Origin of the sequence: Sphingopyxis sp. CCNWLW2 (assembly GCF_037095755.1) — a bacterium.
Lineage (GTDB): Bacteria > Pseudomonadota > Alphaproteobacteria > Sphingomonadales > Sphingomonadaceae > Sphingopyxis.
Genome location: NZ_JBAWKJ010000004.1, coordinates 22,868 through 38,191 on the forward strand (window position 1 = coordinate 22,868; position 15,324 = coordinate 38,191).

Sequence of the window (15,324 nt, forward strand, 5' to 3'; positions counted from 1 at the left end):
GACTTATGCAGTGATTACTACATAAGGAGAATCAAGTGGTAGACGAGGTGGAGATTCAGGATTTCGACGATCCGGACTATGACCCGTTCGAGTCAGACGCGATCAACTTCGGCACCATCCTCGACCCCTATGCCGATATCGCACGCTGGCGCGCCGAAGCTCCGGTGCTCGAAGGTGACTACCGGCCGCGGGTCGGACTGACCTCGTCGCTTTACCCTGACCGGAAGGCGTTCACCGTCGTGGGAACGGGTGAAATTCTTGCTGCACTCACCGACACCGAGCGTTTCTCGAACGCAGCCTATAAATTCAACCTCGGGATTACCTTCGGTCAGGGCAGCATCAGCACGATGGACAATCCCGAACACGGCCGATGGCGCCGCATTTTCCAGAAAATCTTCCTGCCGCAATATGTAAAACAATGGGGCGGATCTATCGTCGATCCTGTCATTTCCGGACTGATGGACCGCTTCGTGCCCCTGGGACATGCGGATCTCGTCGATGCGTTTACGATCCGATACCCCTTCGAGGTCATCTACCGTCAGCTCGCTCTTCCTGACGCACATGTGAAGATCTTCCAGCGCCTCGCCCTCGGCCAGACCGACTATGTGAATGCGGACAGGGCAATCGAAGCAGGCGAGAAGCTCGGAGCCTATTTTTCGGCGCTCGTCGCCATCCGCCGACAGACTCCGGGCGACGATCTCGTCAGCCTGCTTGCGACGACCGAAGTCGACGGCGAATATCTGCCCGACCTGGTGCTGATCTCGTTTCTCCGGCAGCTGATGAACGCAGCGGGCGACACGACTTATCGCGGCACGAGCGTCCTTCTCACGGCCCTGCTCGCAAACCAGCCGCAGTTTGCAGCTCTCCGCGAGAATCGGGACCTGATCCCGCAGGCGATCGAGGAAGCGCTCCGCTGGGACGGCCCTGTCGCGGTTCAGCTCCGCATGGCCAAGGTCGACACCGTCCTCGGCGGTCTCGAAATCCCCGCGGGCTCGCTGCTTGACGTCGTGGCGGGGGCTGCGAACCGCGACCCCGCGATCTATGCGGACCCTGATCGGTTCGATATTTTTCGCGAGCGGCGGCCGCATTTTTCCTTTTCTCGCGGCCCGCATATTTGCGTCGGGCAGCATTTGGCGCGTGTCGAAATGACGCGCGCGCTGCACGCCATTCTCGACCGGCTTCCCGGGCTTCGCTTCGACCCGGACCATCCGGTACCCGAAATCAGGGGGTCGATGATGCGTGTCCCCAAACATCTCCATGTCCGCTTCGATGCGTGATGCCATTTTGACCGAAAGGAAGATTATATGCCTTCGATAACGGTAATAGCCCGCGATGGCGCCGAGACTGTCATCGAAGCGGAGACAGGGCTTTCGCTCATGGAGGTAATCCGCGATGCAGGAATGGACGAACTTCTGGCGCTCTGTGGAGGCTGCTGCTCCTGCGCGACATGCCATGTCCGGATCGACCCGGATTTCGCGGCCGGCCTCCCACCGCTGGGCGAGGATGAAGACGAGTTGCTCGACAGCTCGTCGCATCGGGCCGCGACGTCGCGGCTCTCCTGCCAGATCATTCTCAGCGACGCGCATGAGGGCCTGCGCGCCGCCATCGCGCCCGAGGACTGAGGGACGTGTCGATGACCAAGGTCGCACGCCCCGATCATGTTCCAGCGGACCTCGTCCGCGACTTCGATCTCTATGACATCCCCGGCGCCGCCGAGGACGTCCAGGCGGCCTACGCCGCGATCCAGCAATCGTCGCCCGACATCTTCTGGACGCCACACAACGGAGGCCATTGGGTCGCGACGCGCGGCGAAGACATTGTTGCGATGCAGCGCGACTACCGGCACTTTTCGCACCGGCATATCCTCATCCCGCCCATGCCCGAGGGCACGCCGCGACAAATCCCGCTCGAAATGGATCCGCCCGAGCATAGCCGATACCGCCGGCCGCTGACGCAGGCGCTGATGCCGGCGATCGTTGCGGGCCTGGACGAGGCGGTGCGCAAGGTCGCCACCGCTGCGATCGAACGGGTGTGGTCTAAAGGCGCCTGCGAGTTCATCGAAGATTTCGCCAATATCCTGCCGATACACGTCTTTCTCGAGCTTGTCCGGATACCGATTGCCGACAAGGCAGTGCTGTTGCCGCTCGCCGAGGACGCCGTGCGCGGGCGCGATGCCGAGACACGCCTCGCGGCGCATCAAGCCATGGGGCTCTATCTGCTCGACAAAGTGCGCGACCGGCGGCGCGATCCCGGCGACGACCTGCTCAGCCGGATCGTCAACGTCGACACAGGCGGCGCCAGGATTTCAGAAAGCGAGGCCGTCGCCTACGCGACCCTCGTCCTTTTTGGAGGCCTCGATACGGTCGCTGGAATGCTCGGGTTCATTGCACGCTTCCTTGCGCTCAACCCCGGCCACCGCGCGCAACTCGTCGCCCGCCTGGATGATGATGCCTATCTATCGCGCGCAGTCGAGGAGCTGATCCGGCGCCACGGCCTTGCCAACACCGCCCGGATGGTTGCCGAAGACTATGAGTTCAAGGGGATCGGTTTTCGCGCAGGCGACCGCATCCTGCCCGCCAACCTCTTCGTTGGTCTTGACGACCGGCTGAATCCAGCCCCGCTCGCCGTCGACTTCGAGCGGGAGAACGGAGTGCATGCCGCATTTGGCAACGGCCCCCACGCGTGTCCGGGAGCCATTTTGGCACGCCGCGAAATTCGTGTCTTCCTGGAGGAGTGGCTGCGGCGCATTCCCGATTTTGCCATTCGGCCCGGCTCCACGCCGCGCCTCGCCACCGGCATGGTGAACGGCGTATTAGAGCTCGAACTCGTCTGGCCCCCATAGCCTGCCGGTTCGGGCGCCTCCGTAATCTCGTGACGCTGCTCGAACGCCCAAACAGCGGCAGGTCGGCGAACGCAAGCAGATCGACAGCGAGACTACCGGGACCAGTGGACGCTTCGGGATGTTTCGGACGGATTCAGGGGTCCGGCGTTCCGATCTGGCGGCCGAATCATCACCCATCTGAAGAGTTGAGGCAGCTAGGCGCTTTTGCTTGGCTCGGAGAAGCACGTGGTTCACCGTTCCGGCAGGCAGCGGACCATTCAAGCCGCGTTCGTGAAAGCCGAAAAGGACAAGGTAATGGCCGACTATGATCTGATCATCTGGGGCGGGACCGTGCACGATGGCAGCGGTGACGCTCCGTTCGTGGCAGACGTCGCGGTGAAGGATGGCGTTATCGTTCAGGTCGGGACCGTCGAAGGCAGCGCCAGCGAGGAAATCGACGCTGCTGGACGCATCGTGACACCAGGTTTTGTGGACGTGCACACCCATTATGATGGACAGATTACCTGGGAAAACCGCCTTGCCCCCTCTTCCGACCATGGTGTCACGACTGTCGTAATGGGCAATTGCGGCGTCGGCTTCGCGCCCGTGCGCGACGGCGACCAGCAGCTGATGATCAAGCTCATGGAAGGCGTCGAGGATATCCCGGAAGTAGTGATGGCCGAAGGCGTGCCGTTCAACTGGGAAAGCTTCCCCGACTATCTCGACGCGCTCGACAAGCGCGAGGCCGATATCGATTTCGCGGCGCAATTGCCGCACAGCCCTTTGCGCGTCTACGTCATGGGCCAGCGCGGCGCCGATCTCGAGCCGCCGACAAAAGCCGATCTAGCCGAAATGCGCCGCCTGACGCGCGAAGCCATTGAGGCGGGCGCCCTCGGCGTGAGCACGTCGCGAAGCTATACGCACCGGTTCCGCGACGGCCGTCTTGCCCCTTCGGTTTCGACCGAGGATGAGGAAATCCTGACGCTGGCGGAAGGGCTTCGCGATGCCGGCACCGGTGTGTTTCAGATGGTCCCGAGCTACGACGCGACGGCGAAGGAGCGGTTCGCGCTGCTCCGCTCCATCGCAGAAACCTCGGGACGCCCGGTGTCCTTTACCTTCATGCAGACACCGCAGGCGCCCGGCGACTGGCGCGAAACCCTCGCCGACCTCGATCAGGCGAAGGTGGACGGGCTCGATATCCGCGGACAGGTGATTCCGAGGCCCACGGGCGGTCTGCTCGGACTCGAGCTTTCGCTTCATCCTTTTTCGCTCAACCCGAGTTTCAAGGAAATCGCAGATATTCCACTCGAGGACAAGGTCGCACGCATGCGCGACCCGGAGTTTCGCCGTCGCCTTCTCGCGGAGCAGCCTGAAGATCCGCACGATTTCTTTAAATATGTCGTCTCCGATCTCGATGCGATGTTCGTACTCGGCAATCCGCCCAACTATAATCCGAGCGACGATGAAAGCATCGCGTCGCGGGCCCGCGCGATGGACGTCGATCCGAAGGAGCTCATCTACGACGCCCTCCTACAGCGAAACGGTCATGAAGTGCTTTATCGGCCGATGGGCAACGCGGAGGGCGATCGCTTCGAGAGCTCGGGACGCGACCTGATCAAGCAGGACCGCACCTTCCCCGCGCTGGGCGACGGGGGCGCACATTACAGCATGATCTGCGACGCCGCCTACACAACCTATTTCCTGACCTATTGGGTGCGGGACGCGAAAGCCGATCGCCGGATCGAGCTACCCTATGCCATCCGCAAGCTCACGTCTGAGCCAGCCCGCGCCGTGGGTCTCAATGACCGCGGCCTGATCCGCGCCGGCTACAAGGCCGATCTCAACGTGATCGATATCGAGCGCCTTCATCTTTATGCGCCGCAGGCAGCTTACGACCTGCCGGGCGGCGGTCGCCGACTGACCCAGCGGGCGGACGGATACGAGGCAACAATCGTCAGCGGCGTCGTGACTTACCGAAACGGCCGGTCGAGCGGCGCGCTTCCCGGACGGCTGGTGCGCGGCGCCAAACCCGCGCCCGTGCGTGCCGCGGCATGAGAGGAAATTCTCCGTGACCGACGCCAAGCTCACCGATGAACTTGTTGCCTTCCTCCACGAACAGAAGGATCGGGCTGACATCGCCGCATGCCTGCTGCGATACACGCGCGGGGTAGATCGGCACGACCGCGCGTTGATGCTTTCAGCCTATTGGCCCGACGCCTACGACGAACATGGGGTGGCGGAGGGCGAGCCGGAACCCTTTGTGGATTGGGCGCTCGGCTGGCACGCCGAGAATCAGACCAAGCATCAGCATATCATTGCGAACTCGACGATCGATATCGACGGCGATGTCGCGCATGGCGAGAGCTATTATATTTTCTGGGGCGAGAACCGCGAGGGGCCGCCCACACTCGCATTTGGCCGCTATGTAGATCGCTACGAAAAGCGCGGCGGCGAATGGCGCATCGCGCATCGCGTCTGCGTCAATGAGCTCAGCGGTCAGTTCGTCGCGCCACCTCTCCCGCCCGAGTGGCGCGAGCTTCTGTTCAAGTCGGGTCCAAACCGCCGCGATCCCGGCGATATCTCCTACCTCCGGCCGCTCACGCGCGACCGGCCGACCGGCTGACCTTATCCAAGCCGAACGACAACAATCTCACTCAAAGGAAGTTATATGAGCTCGCGTAACATCATCGTGACGGGCGGCTTTGGTATATTGGGCCGCGCGGTCGCAGACGCTTTTGCCGCGCGCGGCGACCGGGTCGCGCGGGTCGATTTCGCGCCCGCCCCCGCGCCCGCCACCGGCAATGGCACCGGCATCGACCTGGGCGGCGTCGATCTCACCAATCTCGACGACGCGAAGAAAGCCGTCGCGACCGTTGCAGCTGCCTTTGGATCCGTCGACACCCTCGTCAATATCGCAGGCGGATTCACATGGGAAATGCTGGCTGACGGCGGCATGCAGACTTGGAACCGGCTTTACGCCATGAACGCCGCGACATCGGTCAATATGACGCAGGCCGCGCTTCCGGAACTGGAAAAGGCCGAGGCGGCGCGGATCATCAATATCGGGGCCGCGAGCGCAATCACTGCGGCCGCCGGCATGGGCGGCTATGCGGCCTCGAAAAGCGCCGTTCACAAACTGACCGAAAGTCTCGCTGCCGAACTCGCGGGCAAGGACATCACCGTGAATGCGGTGCTGCCCAGCATCATCGATACGCCGACGAACCGGACCGACATGCCCGACGCCGACTTTGGCGCTTGGGTCCAGCCCGCCGCTATCGCCGACGCAATCCTGTTCCTCGCGTCGCCGGCGTCGCGCGCAATAACCGGCGCGCTTATCCCCGTCACGCGCGGGGGTTAAGCTCAAGGAATCTCGAAAAGGGCGGCGGCTCCCATGCCGCCGCCGATGCACATGGTGACGACGGCGCGGCGGGCCTTGTAGCGTTTCGCTGCGAGAAGCACATGTCCCGTCATGCGCGATCCCGTCATACCGAAAGGATGACCGAGCGCGATCGCGCCCCCATCGACGTTGAGGCGCTCCTGGGTAATTCCAAGACGGTCGCGGCAATAGAGTGCCTGGCTCGCATACGCTTCGTTGATTTCCCAAAGATCGATGTCGTCGACAGTGAGGCCATTGCGCTCGAGAAGTTTCGGCACCGCGAAGACGGGTCCAATGCCCATTTCGTCTGGCTCGCACCCTGCGACCTGCATGCCCTTGTACAAGCCGAGGATGGGAATTCCGCGGCGCGCGGCCTCGTCGGCATCCATGAGGAGGCAGACGCTGGCGCCGTCTGACAATTGGCTGCAATTGCCCGCCGTGACCGTACCGCCTTCGAAGAGCGGCCTCAGCTTTGCCAATCCTTCGAACTCGGTACCTGGCCGGTTGCACTCGTCACGGACGAGCGTGACGTCTTCCTGCCGCTCCACGGCGAGCGACTTGTCGACGACATTGCGGACTGTCGTGATGGGCACGATTTCGTCGTCGAAGAAGCCCGCCTCCTGGGCCGCCGCAGCGCGGGTCTGGCTCGTCACCGCAAATTCGTCCTGCGCTTCGCGGCTCACGCCATAGCGCTCCGCGACGATGTCGCCGGTCAGATTCATCGGCATGTAAAGTTCGGGTTTATGTTCTTGGAGCCACTCGTCCTTGTTGCGGAAATTGTTGCGGTGCGGATCGACCAGCGACACCGTCTCGACGCCGCCCGCGATATAGGTGCCGCCCTCGCCGGCCCGGATCCGCTGGGCTGCAAAAGCGATCGTCTGCAAGCCCGACGAGCATTTCCGATCGAGCGTGACGCCGCAGACGCTGACCGGGAAACCGGCGCGCAAAGCCGCTTGCCGTGCGATATTCGATCCGACTGCGCCCTCGCATCGCGCGGATCCCAAAAGCACGTCCTCGATTTCGGCCGGATCGATGCCCGCCCGCTCGACAGCCGCCGCCAGGACATGCCCCGCAAGGCTCGCACCATGGATATTGTTGAGCGAGCCGCGATGCGCCTTGCCGATGGGCGTTCGCGCAGTGGCGACAATGGCGGCTTCTTTCATCTTCTGCGTCCCCAAAATTGTACGTCGGCAAAGTCTAGGCGGGAGGCGGCCTCCATTCCATGCCCCCGCTCGTCCATCACATTTCCGATGTTTTGGCGTCGCCTTGACCTTGCAGTGGCCGGCCAGCAAGACGGACAGCGAGCGGCAAGCGCCGACTTCCAGCCGAGAGGAAACCCAGATGATCAGCGTCGATAAGCAGCAGCAAATTGCAATCGTCACGCTCAACCGCCCCCAGACCAAGAACGCCATCACGCACGAGATGCGCGGCGAACTCTATGGCGCCTTCGAGGCGATTGCGATGGACCCGGACGTCCGCAGCGTCGTCTTGACCGGCGCAGGTGGCGATTTCTGTTCGGGAATGGACGTGAGCGCCATGGGCCGCGGCGGAGTAACCGGTTCGATGGACCGCATGCACACGCTCAACCGCATCGCGCGCGCAATTTATTCGATCAAGAAGCCGACCATCGCCGCGGTTCCCGGCATCTGCGTCGGCGTCGGATTTTCCTATGCACTGGCGTGCGACATCGTCCTCGCCTCCGAGAACGCCAAGTTCGCGGCGATTTTCCGGAACATCGGCCTGACGCCCGACGGCGGTCTCGTCTGGCATCTGCGCCAGCTTCTTGGCACGCAGAAGGCCAAGGAACTTGTCTATTCGGGCCGCATCGTGCGCGCCGACGAAGCAGTCGCGCTGGGCCTTGCCTATGAAAAGGTTGCGGACGACCAGCTTCTCGACCGTGCCGTCGAACTTGCGACAAGCTTCGCAGCCGGACCGACGATCGCGATGGGCCTCGCTAAGCGGCAGTTCGATCTCGCCTGGAACAACAGCTTCGAACAATATCTCGATATGGAGGCGACGATGCAGCCGATCGCGAGCCGCACCGAAGACCATGAAGAAGGTCTCGCCGCCTTCCGCGAGAAGCGCAAGCCTGCCTTCAAGGGCGAATGAGATCATGCTCGAACCCGAAAATGAATGGCGGCGACATCTCGAGGATGGCCGCTTCATGATTCAGCGCAGCCCGTCCACCGGCGGCCACGTCTTCTATCCCCGGGTCCTCGAGCCGGGCACCGGCGCGGTTGACCTCGAGTGGGTGGAGGCCTCCGGCAAGGGTGTCGTCCACGCGGTGACTGTTGTCCGGAAGAAGGACCCCGCCGACAGTTACAATGTCGTCCTCGTCGACCTCGCCGAAGGGCCGCGGCTGATGAGCCGCATTGACGATATCGATGTCGACAGCGTCCGGATCGGAATGCAGGTCGAAGCGCGCATCGTCGCGGAGGAAGGCCGGGCTTTGCTGACCTTCGTTCCGGCATGAGCATGCGTCACGGGTTCCCGCGTGGCCGCGCCGCTATCGTCGGCGCGGCGACCTTCGGCATCGGCAAATGTCCCGGCGTTGCGGCCGTCGACATGGCAGCCGAAGCAGCCCGGCTTGCATTGGCCGATGCGGGTATCGCTCTCTTTGAAGTCGACGCCCTCTATACGTCGGCGCCATATGAAGCGCTTGGCGGGCTCGAACTCGCCGAATATCTGGGCCTGACCCCGCGGGTCACCGATTGCAACCGCACCGGCGGATCTGCCTTCGAAGTCTACGTCCAGCAAGCCGCATTGGCTCTGGATTCGGGACTGATCGACTGCGCTCTGATCGTTTATGGCTCCAACCCCGCGAGCAATCCGCCCCCCGGGGTCGGCATGACGCGGCAAAGTCCGTGGGAAGCGCCTTATAGACCGCTCGCTCCGCTTTCTTCTTATGCGCTCGCTGCAAGCCGCCACATGCATCTTTACGGTACAACGCGGACACACCTTGCCGAGGTCGCAGTCGCAGCACGCGCTTGGGCAGGCCTTAACCCGGAAGCCGCGGTGCGCGACCCGCTGTCGATCGACGATGTTCTCGGCGCGCGCATGGTTTCGGATCCCTTGTCGGTCCGTGACTGCTGCCTGTTCAACGACGGCGCCGCAGCTGTCGTGCTCGTCCGCGCCGACCGGGCCAAAGATACAGCGAAACAGCCAATCCATATCCTCGGCGCAGCGCATGCGGTAACGCACCGGGAGATCAGCTCGATGCCCGATCTCACCGTGACGGGGGCCGCCATCTCGGGCCCGCAGGCATTCGCGCAAGCCGGCGTGACGCCCGGAGAGATCGACTTGGCCATGTTGTACGACGCTTTCACGATCACGCCGATCCTCTTTTTGGAGGATCTAGGGTTCTGCGCCAAGGGAGACGGCGGGCCTTTCGTGTCGGGCGGCAATATCGCGCCCGGCGGCGGGCTGGCCGTAAACACGAATGGCGGCGGCTTGTCGTGCGTGCACCCCGGCATGTACGGACTCTTCCTGCTCGTGGAGGCGGTCCGCCAACTTCGCGGCGAGGCCGGAGCGCGGCAGATTGGCGGCGCCAAGCTCGCCATTGCCCATGGCAATGGCGGCGTTCTCTCGAGCGAGGCGACCGTCGTACTGGGCACGCGGGAGGTTTTATAACCGTGGCGTCGCCGCCCGTAACGATTCTGCCGATGGCGGGACCATTTGGGGCAGTTGTCGACGGGCTCGATCTTTCGACGCAGCCCGACGAGCGCACAGTCGGCGCGCTCATCGATGCGTTGCACGATCACCAGATACTCGCGATCCGGGGACAGGCGATCAGTCATGCGGATTATGTTGCCTTCGGGCGACATTGGGGAACGCCGCTTAGCTTCTTCCTCGCGGCCCATAAGCGCGATGACCATCCCGAGATGATCCGGATCACCAACGCTGCTGCGACGCCCGAGCGCTATCGGGATGGAGCCATGCATTGGCATTCGGACAGCAGCTACGAGGATGTTCCGGCTAGCGTGACCCTGCTTTATGGGGCGGAAGTCCCCAGCGTGGGGGGCGAGACGATGATTGCGAGTTCCGCGCTTGCCTATGATGCGCTCGATGCAAAAATGAAGGACCGGATCGACGGGCTTATGGCTCTTCACTGTCTTGGCGGATCGCCGCCCCTGCCGGACGAAAAGATACCCTTCATTCCGGAAAGTACGGCGCTGCATGGCATCAAGCGCCACCCGCTCGTCATGCCGCACCCGGTTACCGGGCGCCGCTCGCTTTTCACGTCGGCTACCGCGTTCGGCATCGACGGAATGGATCGCGACGAAGGCCGCGCATTGATTGCGATGCTGCGCGCGCACATCACCGAGGCGCGCTTCGTCACGCGGTATAAGGTCGAGGTCGGCGATATTTTTCTCTGGGACAATTACCAGACGCTGCACAGCGCGACGCCGATCGAATATTCGGACGAACCGGGCAAGCGGCGTCTCCTCTATCGGATCAGTACTAAGGGTACGCCGGCCCTGCGTCCCGGGACCTACTGATCTCCCACCCGAGCGGCAGGCTCACCGCAACCGATCACGAATGCGATCAATCGTTCACGGCCTGTTGGGCTGCTGGCCAGCTTGGCGCTGGGCCACCAGAGTGGGGGCTCCACGCAGGAGCGAGAACTATGGAGCGCTGGTCGAATTACGCCGATTTGCTCAAAGGATGCGAGGAGATGGTCGAACGGCTCGGTCCGCGCCGCGACGAAGCGCTCGAGGCGCGGCTGTTCCAGCAGTTCGCCATGAACCTTTCGCAGGGTTATTTCCTGCTGTTCCAGTCGACGCCAGAGCATCCCGAGTTCGCGCCGTTCGAAAACTCGGTTTTTCGGGCGCAGCCGAACCCGGACGCGGTCTATTATTATGCGCCGATCGATAGTGGCGGTACGTACCGCGTAACGGGCGAGCGCGGCAATGCACCCGTTGCGGGGATTGCGATAGGAAATCGCATCATCGGGATGGATCCGCTGCCGGGCAAGGGGCTCGGGAATGTCGATATCGACGACCTCACGCTTGACGCCGATGGATGCTTCGACCTGATCTTTTCTGCCGCGCGGCCCGATGAGTACAGCGGCGACTGGATCGCGTTGCCAACCGATGCCGATTTTCTTCTGCTTCGCCAGTTTTCATACGACTGGGGCAAGGAGCGCGACGTGCGGATCGCGATCGAGCGGCTCGATGCCCCCGCTGTACGCCCCCCTGACACGGCTTCCGAAATCGATGCCCGCCTGCGGCACCTGTTCGGCGGCTATGTGCGTAATCTTACGGGCATCTGCCTGGAAGCCGTGCACCGGTGCGCCGAAGGGGGACATATAAACAGCTTCAACCTGACCAGCTTCGAGGAGCTCGGCAACGGGCAGAGCTGGCCCCAAGCATATTGGGAAACGGTGTACGACATCGACGCGGACGAGGCGCTTTTGATCGAGACCGCTCTTCCGCAAAATCGCCCCTATTGGAATATCCAGGTCATCGACGCGCTCTGGAACCAGAGCGAATATGTCTACCGCCAATCGAGTCTCAACGGCCTTCAGGCGAAGATCGATGAAGACGGCCGGTTTCGAGCTATTTTGTCGCACCAGGACCCGGGCATCGCGAACTGGCTGGATACCGGTGGCGATCTCTATGGCATGCTGATCGGCCGCTGGTATCGCTGCTCCGACCATCCCCTACCGACAGTAAGGAAGATCAAGTTCGCGGACATCGCAGCCGAAGTTCCCGCTTTCGTAGCGAGACTTTCGCCAGAGGAACGGGGCGTGGACCTTCGCAAACGCCGCATCGGGTCGCAGCTTCGCCGCAAATGGTGACATCGGTTGGGCGCTGCGGGCTTGGGCCGCCAAGCAGGGCCAGCCGTGCTATCGCCTATGTGATGAGCAACGGCACGACTTGCGTCCGCGCTCCAAAGGATTAGCAGCGCCCAAACCCCGAGGGAGAATCGTTATGAAAATCCTCGTCCCCGTCAAGCGGGTGCTCGATTACAATGTGAAGCCGCGGGTCAAATCCGACGGTACCGGCGTTGACCTTGCGAATGTCAAAATGTCGATGAACCCGTTCGACGAAATCGGCGTCGAAGAAGCGATCCGCCTGAAGGAAAAGGGCGTCGCGACCGAGATCGTCGCGGTTTCCGTCGGCCCGGCCAAGGCGCAGGAAACGCTGCGCACCGCGCTGGCGATGGGCGTCGACCGCGCGATTCTGGTGCAGACCGACGATGCGGTCGAGCCGCTCGCGCTCGCGAAGATTTTCAAGGCGATCGCCGACGCCGAACAGCCCGGCCTTGTCATCCTTGGCAAGCAGGCGATCGACGATGACAACAACCAGACCGGCCAGATGCTTGCGGCACTGACCGGCTGGGCGCAGGGCACCTTCGCCAGCGCGGTCAATGTCGAGGGCGACAGCGTCAATGTGACGCGCGAAGTCGACGGTGGCCTCGAAACGGTGAAGCTCAAGCTCCCCGCGATCGTCACCACCGACCTTCGCCTGAACGAGCCCCGCTATGCCTCGCTGCCGAACATCATGAAGGCGAAGTCGAAGCCGCTCGATACGAAGTCGCCCGCCGATTACGGCGTCGACACCGCGCCGCGCGTCAAGACGGTCAAGGTGTCGGAACCGCCCGTCCGCTCGGCTGGCGTCAAGGTCGCCGATGTCGATGAACTGGTTGCCAAGCTGAAAGCGCTGGGAGTGCACTCATGAAAACTCTGGTTTGGGTCGAACATGACGGCAAGGCCGTCAAGGACGCCACGCTTGCGGTGGTCACTGCCGCGTCGAAGCTTGGCGAAGTCCATCTGCTTGTCGCCGGTTCGGGCGTCGATGCGGTTGCCAAGGAAGCCGCTGCCATCGCCGGCGTCGGCAAGGTGCATGTCGCCGACAACGCCGCTTTCGGTCACAATCTGCCCGAAAATATCGCGCCGCTCGTCGCCGACCTGATGGGCAGCCACGACGCGTTCCTCGCGCCCGCGACGACCACCGGCAAGAATATCGCGCCGCGCGTCGCCGCGCTGCTCGACGTGATGCAGATTTCGGAAATCCTGTCGGTCGAGGGTCCGAAGACCTTCACCCGCCCGATCTACGCCGGCAACGCAATCGCGACCGTCGAATCGTCGGATGCGAAGCTGGTCCTCACCGTTCGCGGCACCGCGTTCGACAAGGCCGCGACCTCCGGCGGTTCGGGCACCGTCGAAGCCGTGGGCGCGGGCAGCGATGCCGGCATCTCGAGCTTCGTCGGCGCCGAGATTGCCAAGCAGGATCGTCCCGAACTGACCTCGGCGAAGATCATCGTCTCGGGTGGCCGTGCGCTGGGTTCGAGCGAGAAATATCAGGAAGTGATCGTCCCGCTCGCCGACAAGCTTGGCGCTGCGCTCGGGGCTTCGCGCGCTGCGGTCGATGCGGGCTATGTCCCCAACGATTATCAGGTCGGCCAGACCGGCAAGATCGTCGCGCCGCAGGTCTATTTCGCGATCGGCATTTCGGGCGCAATCCAGCATCTCGCCGGCATGAAGGATTCGAAGACGATCGTCGCGATCAACAAGGACGAAGACGCGCCGATCTTCCAGGTCGCCGATTTAGGCCTCGTCGCCGATCTGCTAACGGCCGTACCCGAGTTGACGAGCAAGATTTAGGAGCCAGCATGATTCGTGCCGAGGAGTGGATCGACCCGGCGAGCGGGCAACCGCACGTCGGCGCAGCGCTCGGCATGCTTTTGACCGCGCAGGCTGCCGCGACCCCGGACGGCCCCGCGGCATCCTTCGGTGATCGGACATGGAGTTTCGCCGAGCTCGATGCGGCGGCCAACCGGCGCGCGCGCGATATGGTGGGTGCCGGCGTACGCGCGAATGATCGCGTGATCCTCGCCATGCCGAACCGTGTCGAGTATCTCGAATGCGCCTTCGCCTTATGGAAAATTGGCGCGATCCCCTGCCCCGTGTCGCAGAGATTGGCCAGATCGGAATTTGCGGAAATCCTGACTCTTGCCGACGCCGCAATGGTCGTCGGCTCGCCCCACTTACCGGTGCCTGCTTCGCGGCTGTATAACATCGACGCGCCCATCGACGACACAGTCGATGCGTCTCCGATGCCGCCTGCCGTTTCCCAGCCGGGCAAGATCGCCAACAGCGGCGGCAGCACGGGGCGACCGAAGCTCATCGTTGACCCGCGCCCTTCGAGCTGGGGCACGGACAAGGAAGGGTGCCGCCGTGGCCCGCGCCTGACCCTGCTCAATCCGGCACCGCTCTACCATTCCGGTCCCTTCAACACCTGCACGATGGCTCTTGCGCAGGGGACACATATCGTCTGCATGGAAAAATTCGAGGCCGAGCAGTGGCTTGCCCTCGTCGAGCGGCACCGCGTCACTTACGTCTATATCGTACCGACGATGATGTCGCGCATTGCCCGGCTGCCCGAAGCGGCGACGAGAAGCGCGGACCTTTCTTCGATCCAAACCTTGCTCCACATGGCGGCGCCCTGCCCGCCCGATATCAAGCGCTGGTGGATCGATCGCCTCGGGCCCGGCCAGGTCTGGGAAGTTTATGGCGGCACCGAACGGATCGGGGTGACAACGATCAGCGGTAGCGAGTGGCTGCTTCATCCAGGCTCGGTCGGCCGCCCACCTCCAGGGCAGGATATACTGATCATCGGCGAGGACGACGCTCTTCTGCCAGTGGGTGAGATCGGCGAAATCCGCTTTCGGCGCTCGGCCGAGGCCGAGGCGGGATATGCCTATATCGGTTCCGAGAGCCGTGCCGCTAGCGGGACCGATGGCTTTGGCGACCTCGGATATCTGGACGCTGATGGCTATCTCTATGTGGCGGACCGGCGGACCGATATGTTCACCGTCGGTGGTTCGAACGTCTATCCAGCGCAGGTCGAGGCGGTCATCGAGGCGATGCCCGACGTCGCGTGCTGCGCCATCATCGGGCTCCCCGATCCTGACATGGGCAATCTCATCCACGCCATCGTCGAACTCGCGCCCGGCAGTCCGACACCAGACCCGGAAAATTTTCTCGCGAGCGCCGCGGACGTTCTGACCGGATTGACCCGTCCCCGATCGGTCGAATTCACCCAGGAGCGAATTCGCGACGATGCCGGCAAGGTGCGCAGATCAGCACTCCGCGAAGCGCGGTTGGCCTGACCTCCGACCC

15 protein-coding genes are annotated in these 15,324 nt (G+C 63.0%); 14 read left to right on the forward strand and 1 reads right to left on the reverse strand.

Annotated features, from left to right (window positions below; translation table 11 throughout):
* The first annotated feature begins 35 nt into the window (after window positions 1-35).
* The 6 genes from V8J55_RS21455 (at window position 36) to V8J55_RS21480 (ending at window position 6,179) form a co-directional block, all read left to right on the forward strand.
* A complete protein-coding gene (locus V8J55_RS21455) occupies window positions 36-1,277 on the forward strand; it encodes a cytochrome P450 (protein ID WP_336447612.1) in 1,242 nt (413 codons plus the stop codon).
* 27 nt (window positions 1,278-1,304) lie between these two features.
* Window positions 1,305-1,622, forward strand: coding sequence for a 2Fe-2S iron-sulfur cluster-binding protein (locus tag V8J55_RS21460; protein ID WP_336447613.1), 318 nt, complete (start codon window positions 1,305-1,307; stop codon window positions 1,620-1,622).
* A gap of 11 nt (window positions 1,623-1,633) precedes the next feature.
* Complete coding sequence (locus V8J55_RS21465) at window positions 1,634-2,842, forward strand: cytochrome P450 (protein ID WP_336447614.1); 1,209 nt, start codon at window positions 1,634-1,636, stop codon at window positions 2,840-2,842.
* Between the two features lie 294 nt (window positions 2,843-3,136).
* Window positions 3,137-4,876 carry an N-acyl-D-amino-acid deacylase family protein gene (locus tag V8J55_RS21470; RefSeq protein ID WP_336447615.1) on the forward strand — a complete coding sequence of 580 codons (1,740 nt, stop codon included), beginning with the start codon at window positions 3,137-3,139 and terminating at the stop codon, window positions 4,874-4,876.
* A gap of 13 nt (window positions 4,877-4,889) precedes the next feature.
* Entirely contained in the window at window positions 4,890-5,444 is a 555-nt protein-coding gene (locus V8J55_RS21475) for a nuclear transport factor 2 family protein (RefSeq protein WP_336447616.1), read from the forward strand.
* 45 nt (window positions 5,445-5,489) lie between these two features.
* A complete protein-coding gene (locus tag V8J55_RS21480) occupies window positions 5,490-6,179 on the forward strand; it encodes an SDR family NAD(P)-dependent oxidoreductase (RefSeq protein ID WP_336447617.1) in 690 nt (229 codons plus the stop codon).
* Between the two features lie 2 nt (window positions 6,180-6,181).
* On the opposite strand, the gene V8J55_RS21485 is transcribed toward V8J55_RS21480, so the two are convergent.
* Window positions 6,182-7,360: an acetyl-CoA C-acyltransferase gene (locus V8J55_RS21485; RefSeq protein ID WP_336447618.1), complete on the reverse strand. Its 1,179-nt coding sequence runs from the start codon at window positions 7,358-7,360 to the stop codon at window positions 6,182-6,184.
* Window positions 7,361-7,538: 178 nt separating this feature from the next.
* Between V8J55_RS21485 and V8J55_RS21490 the strand changes: the two genes are divergently transcribed.
* The 8 genes from V8J55_RS21490 (at window position 7,539) to V8J55_RS21525 (ending at window position 15,314) form a co-directional block, all read left to right on the forward strand.
* Complete coding sequence (locus V8J55_RS21490; RefSeq protein ID WP_336447619.1) at window positions 7,539-8,306, forward strand: enoyl-CoA hydratase/isomerase family protein; 768 nt, start codon at window positions 7,539-7,541, stop codon at window positions 8,304-8,306.
* 4 nt (window positions 8,307-8,310) lie between these two features.
* Complete coding sequence (locus tag V8J55_RS21495; RefSeq protein WP_336447620.1) at window positions 8,311-8,670, forward strand: Zn-ribbon domain-containing OB-fold protein; 360 nt, start codon at window positions 8,311-8,313, stop codon at window positions 8,668-8,670.
* On the forward strand, window positions 8,667-9,827 hold the full coding sequence (locus V8J55_RS21500) for an acetyl-CoA acetyltransferase (protein WP_443030845.1): 1,161 nt from the start codon (window positions 8,667-8,669) through the stop codon (window positions 9,825-9,827). Before V8J55_RS21495 ends, V8J55_RS21500 begins: the two co-directional genes overlap by 4 nt.
* 32 nt (window positions 9,828-9,859) lie before the next feature.
* Window positions 9,860-10,696 carry a TauD/TfdA dioxygenase family protein gene (locus V8J55_RS21505; RefSeq protein WP_336447622.1) on the forward strand — a complete coding sequence of 279 codons (837 nt, stop codon included), beginning with the start codon at window positions 9,860-9,862 and terminating at the stop codon, window positions 10,694-10,696.
* 128 nt (window positions 10,697-10,824) lie between these two features.
* Window positions 10,825-11,997, forward strand: coding sequence for a DUF1214 domain-containing protein (locus V8J55_RS21510; protein WP_336447623.1), 1,173 nt, complete (start codon window positions 10,825-10,827; stop codon window positions 11,995-11,997).
* Window positions 11,998-12,130: 133 nt separating this feature from the next.
* On the forward strand, window positions 12,131-12,880 hold the full coding sequence (locus tag V8J55_RS21515) for an electron transfer flavoprotein subunit beta/FixA family protein (protein ID WP_336447624.1): 750 nt from the start codon (window positions 12,131-12,133) through the stop codon (window positions 12,878-12,880).
* Window positions 12,877-13,806 carry an electron transfer flavoprotein subunit alpha/FixB family protein gene (locus tag V8J55_RS21520; protein WP_336447625.1) on the forward strand — a complete coding sequence of 310 codons (930 nt, stop codon included), beginning with the start codon at window positions 12,877-12,879 and terminating at the stop codon, window positions 13,804-13,806. Before V8J55_RS21515 ends, V8J55_RS21520 begins: the two co-directional genes overlap by 4 nt.
* 8 nt (window positions 13,807-13,814) lie before the next feature.
* Window positions 13,815-15,314 carry an AMP-binding protein gene (locus V8J55_RS21525; protein ID WP_336447626.1) on the forward strand — a complete coding sequence of 500 codons (1,500 nt, stop codon included), beginning with the start codon at window positions 13,815-13,817 and terminating at the stop codon, window positions 15,312-15,314.
* Window positions 15,315-15,324 lie beyond the last annotated feature (10 nt).

Bases quoted from the DNA above. Each gene is read 5' to 3' on its own strand.
- V8J55_RS21460 (WP_336447613.1), top strand. From the start codon at position 1,305: ATGCCTTCGATAACGGTAATAGCCCGCGATGGCGCCGAGACTGTCATC.
- V8J55_RS21465 (WP_336447614.1), top strand. From the start codon at position 1,634: ATGACCAAGGTCGCACGCCCCGATCATGTTCCAGCGGACCTCGTCCGC.
- V8J55_RS21470 (WP_336447615.1), top strand. From the start codon at position 3,137: ATGGCCGACTATGATCTGATCATCTGGGGCGGGACCGTGCACGATGGC.
- V8J55_RS21480 (WP_336447617.1), top strand. From the start codon at position 5,490: ATGAGCTCGCGTAACATCATCGTGACGGGCGGCTTTGGTATATTGGGC.
- V8J55_RS21485 (WP_336447618.1), bottom strand. From the start codon at position 7,360: ATGAAAGAAGCCGCCATTGTCGCCACTGCGCGAACGCCCATCGGCAAG.
- V8J55_RS21490 (WP_336447619.1), top strand. From the start codon at position 7,539: ATGATCAGCGTCGATAAGCAGCAGCAAATTGCAATCGTCACGCTCAAC.
- V8J55_RS21495 (WP_336447620.1), top strand. From the start codon at position 8,311: ATGCTCGAACCCGAAAATGAATGGCGGCGACATCTCGAGGATGGCCGC.
- V8J55_RS21500 (WP_443030845.1), top strand. From the start codon at position 8,667: ATGAGCATGCGTCACGGGTTCCCGCGTGGCCGCGCCGCTATCGTCGGC.
- V8J55_RS21505 (WP_336447622.1), top strand. From the start codon at position 9,860: ATGGCGGGACCATTTGGGGCAGTTGTCGACGGGCTCGATCTTTCGACG.
- V8J55_RS21510 (WP_336447623.1), top strand. From the start codon at position 10,825: ATGGAGCGCTGGTCGAATTACGCCGATTTGCTCAAAGGATGCGAGGAG.
- V8J55_RS21515 (WP_336447624.1), top strand. From the start codon at position 12,131: ATGAAAATCCTCGTCCCCGTCAAGCGGGTGCTCGATTACAATGTGAAG.
- V8J55_RS21520 (WP_336447625.1), top strand. From the start codon at position 12,877: ATGAAAACTCTGGTTTGGGTCGAACATGACGGCAAGGCCGTCAAGGAC.
- V8J55_RS21525 (WP_336447626.1), top strand. From the start codon at position 13,815: ATGATTCGTGCCGAGGAGTGGATCGACCCGGCGAGCGGGCAACCGCAC.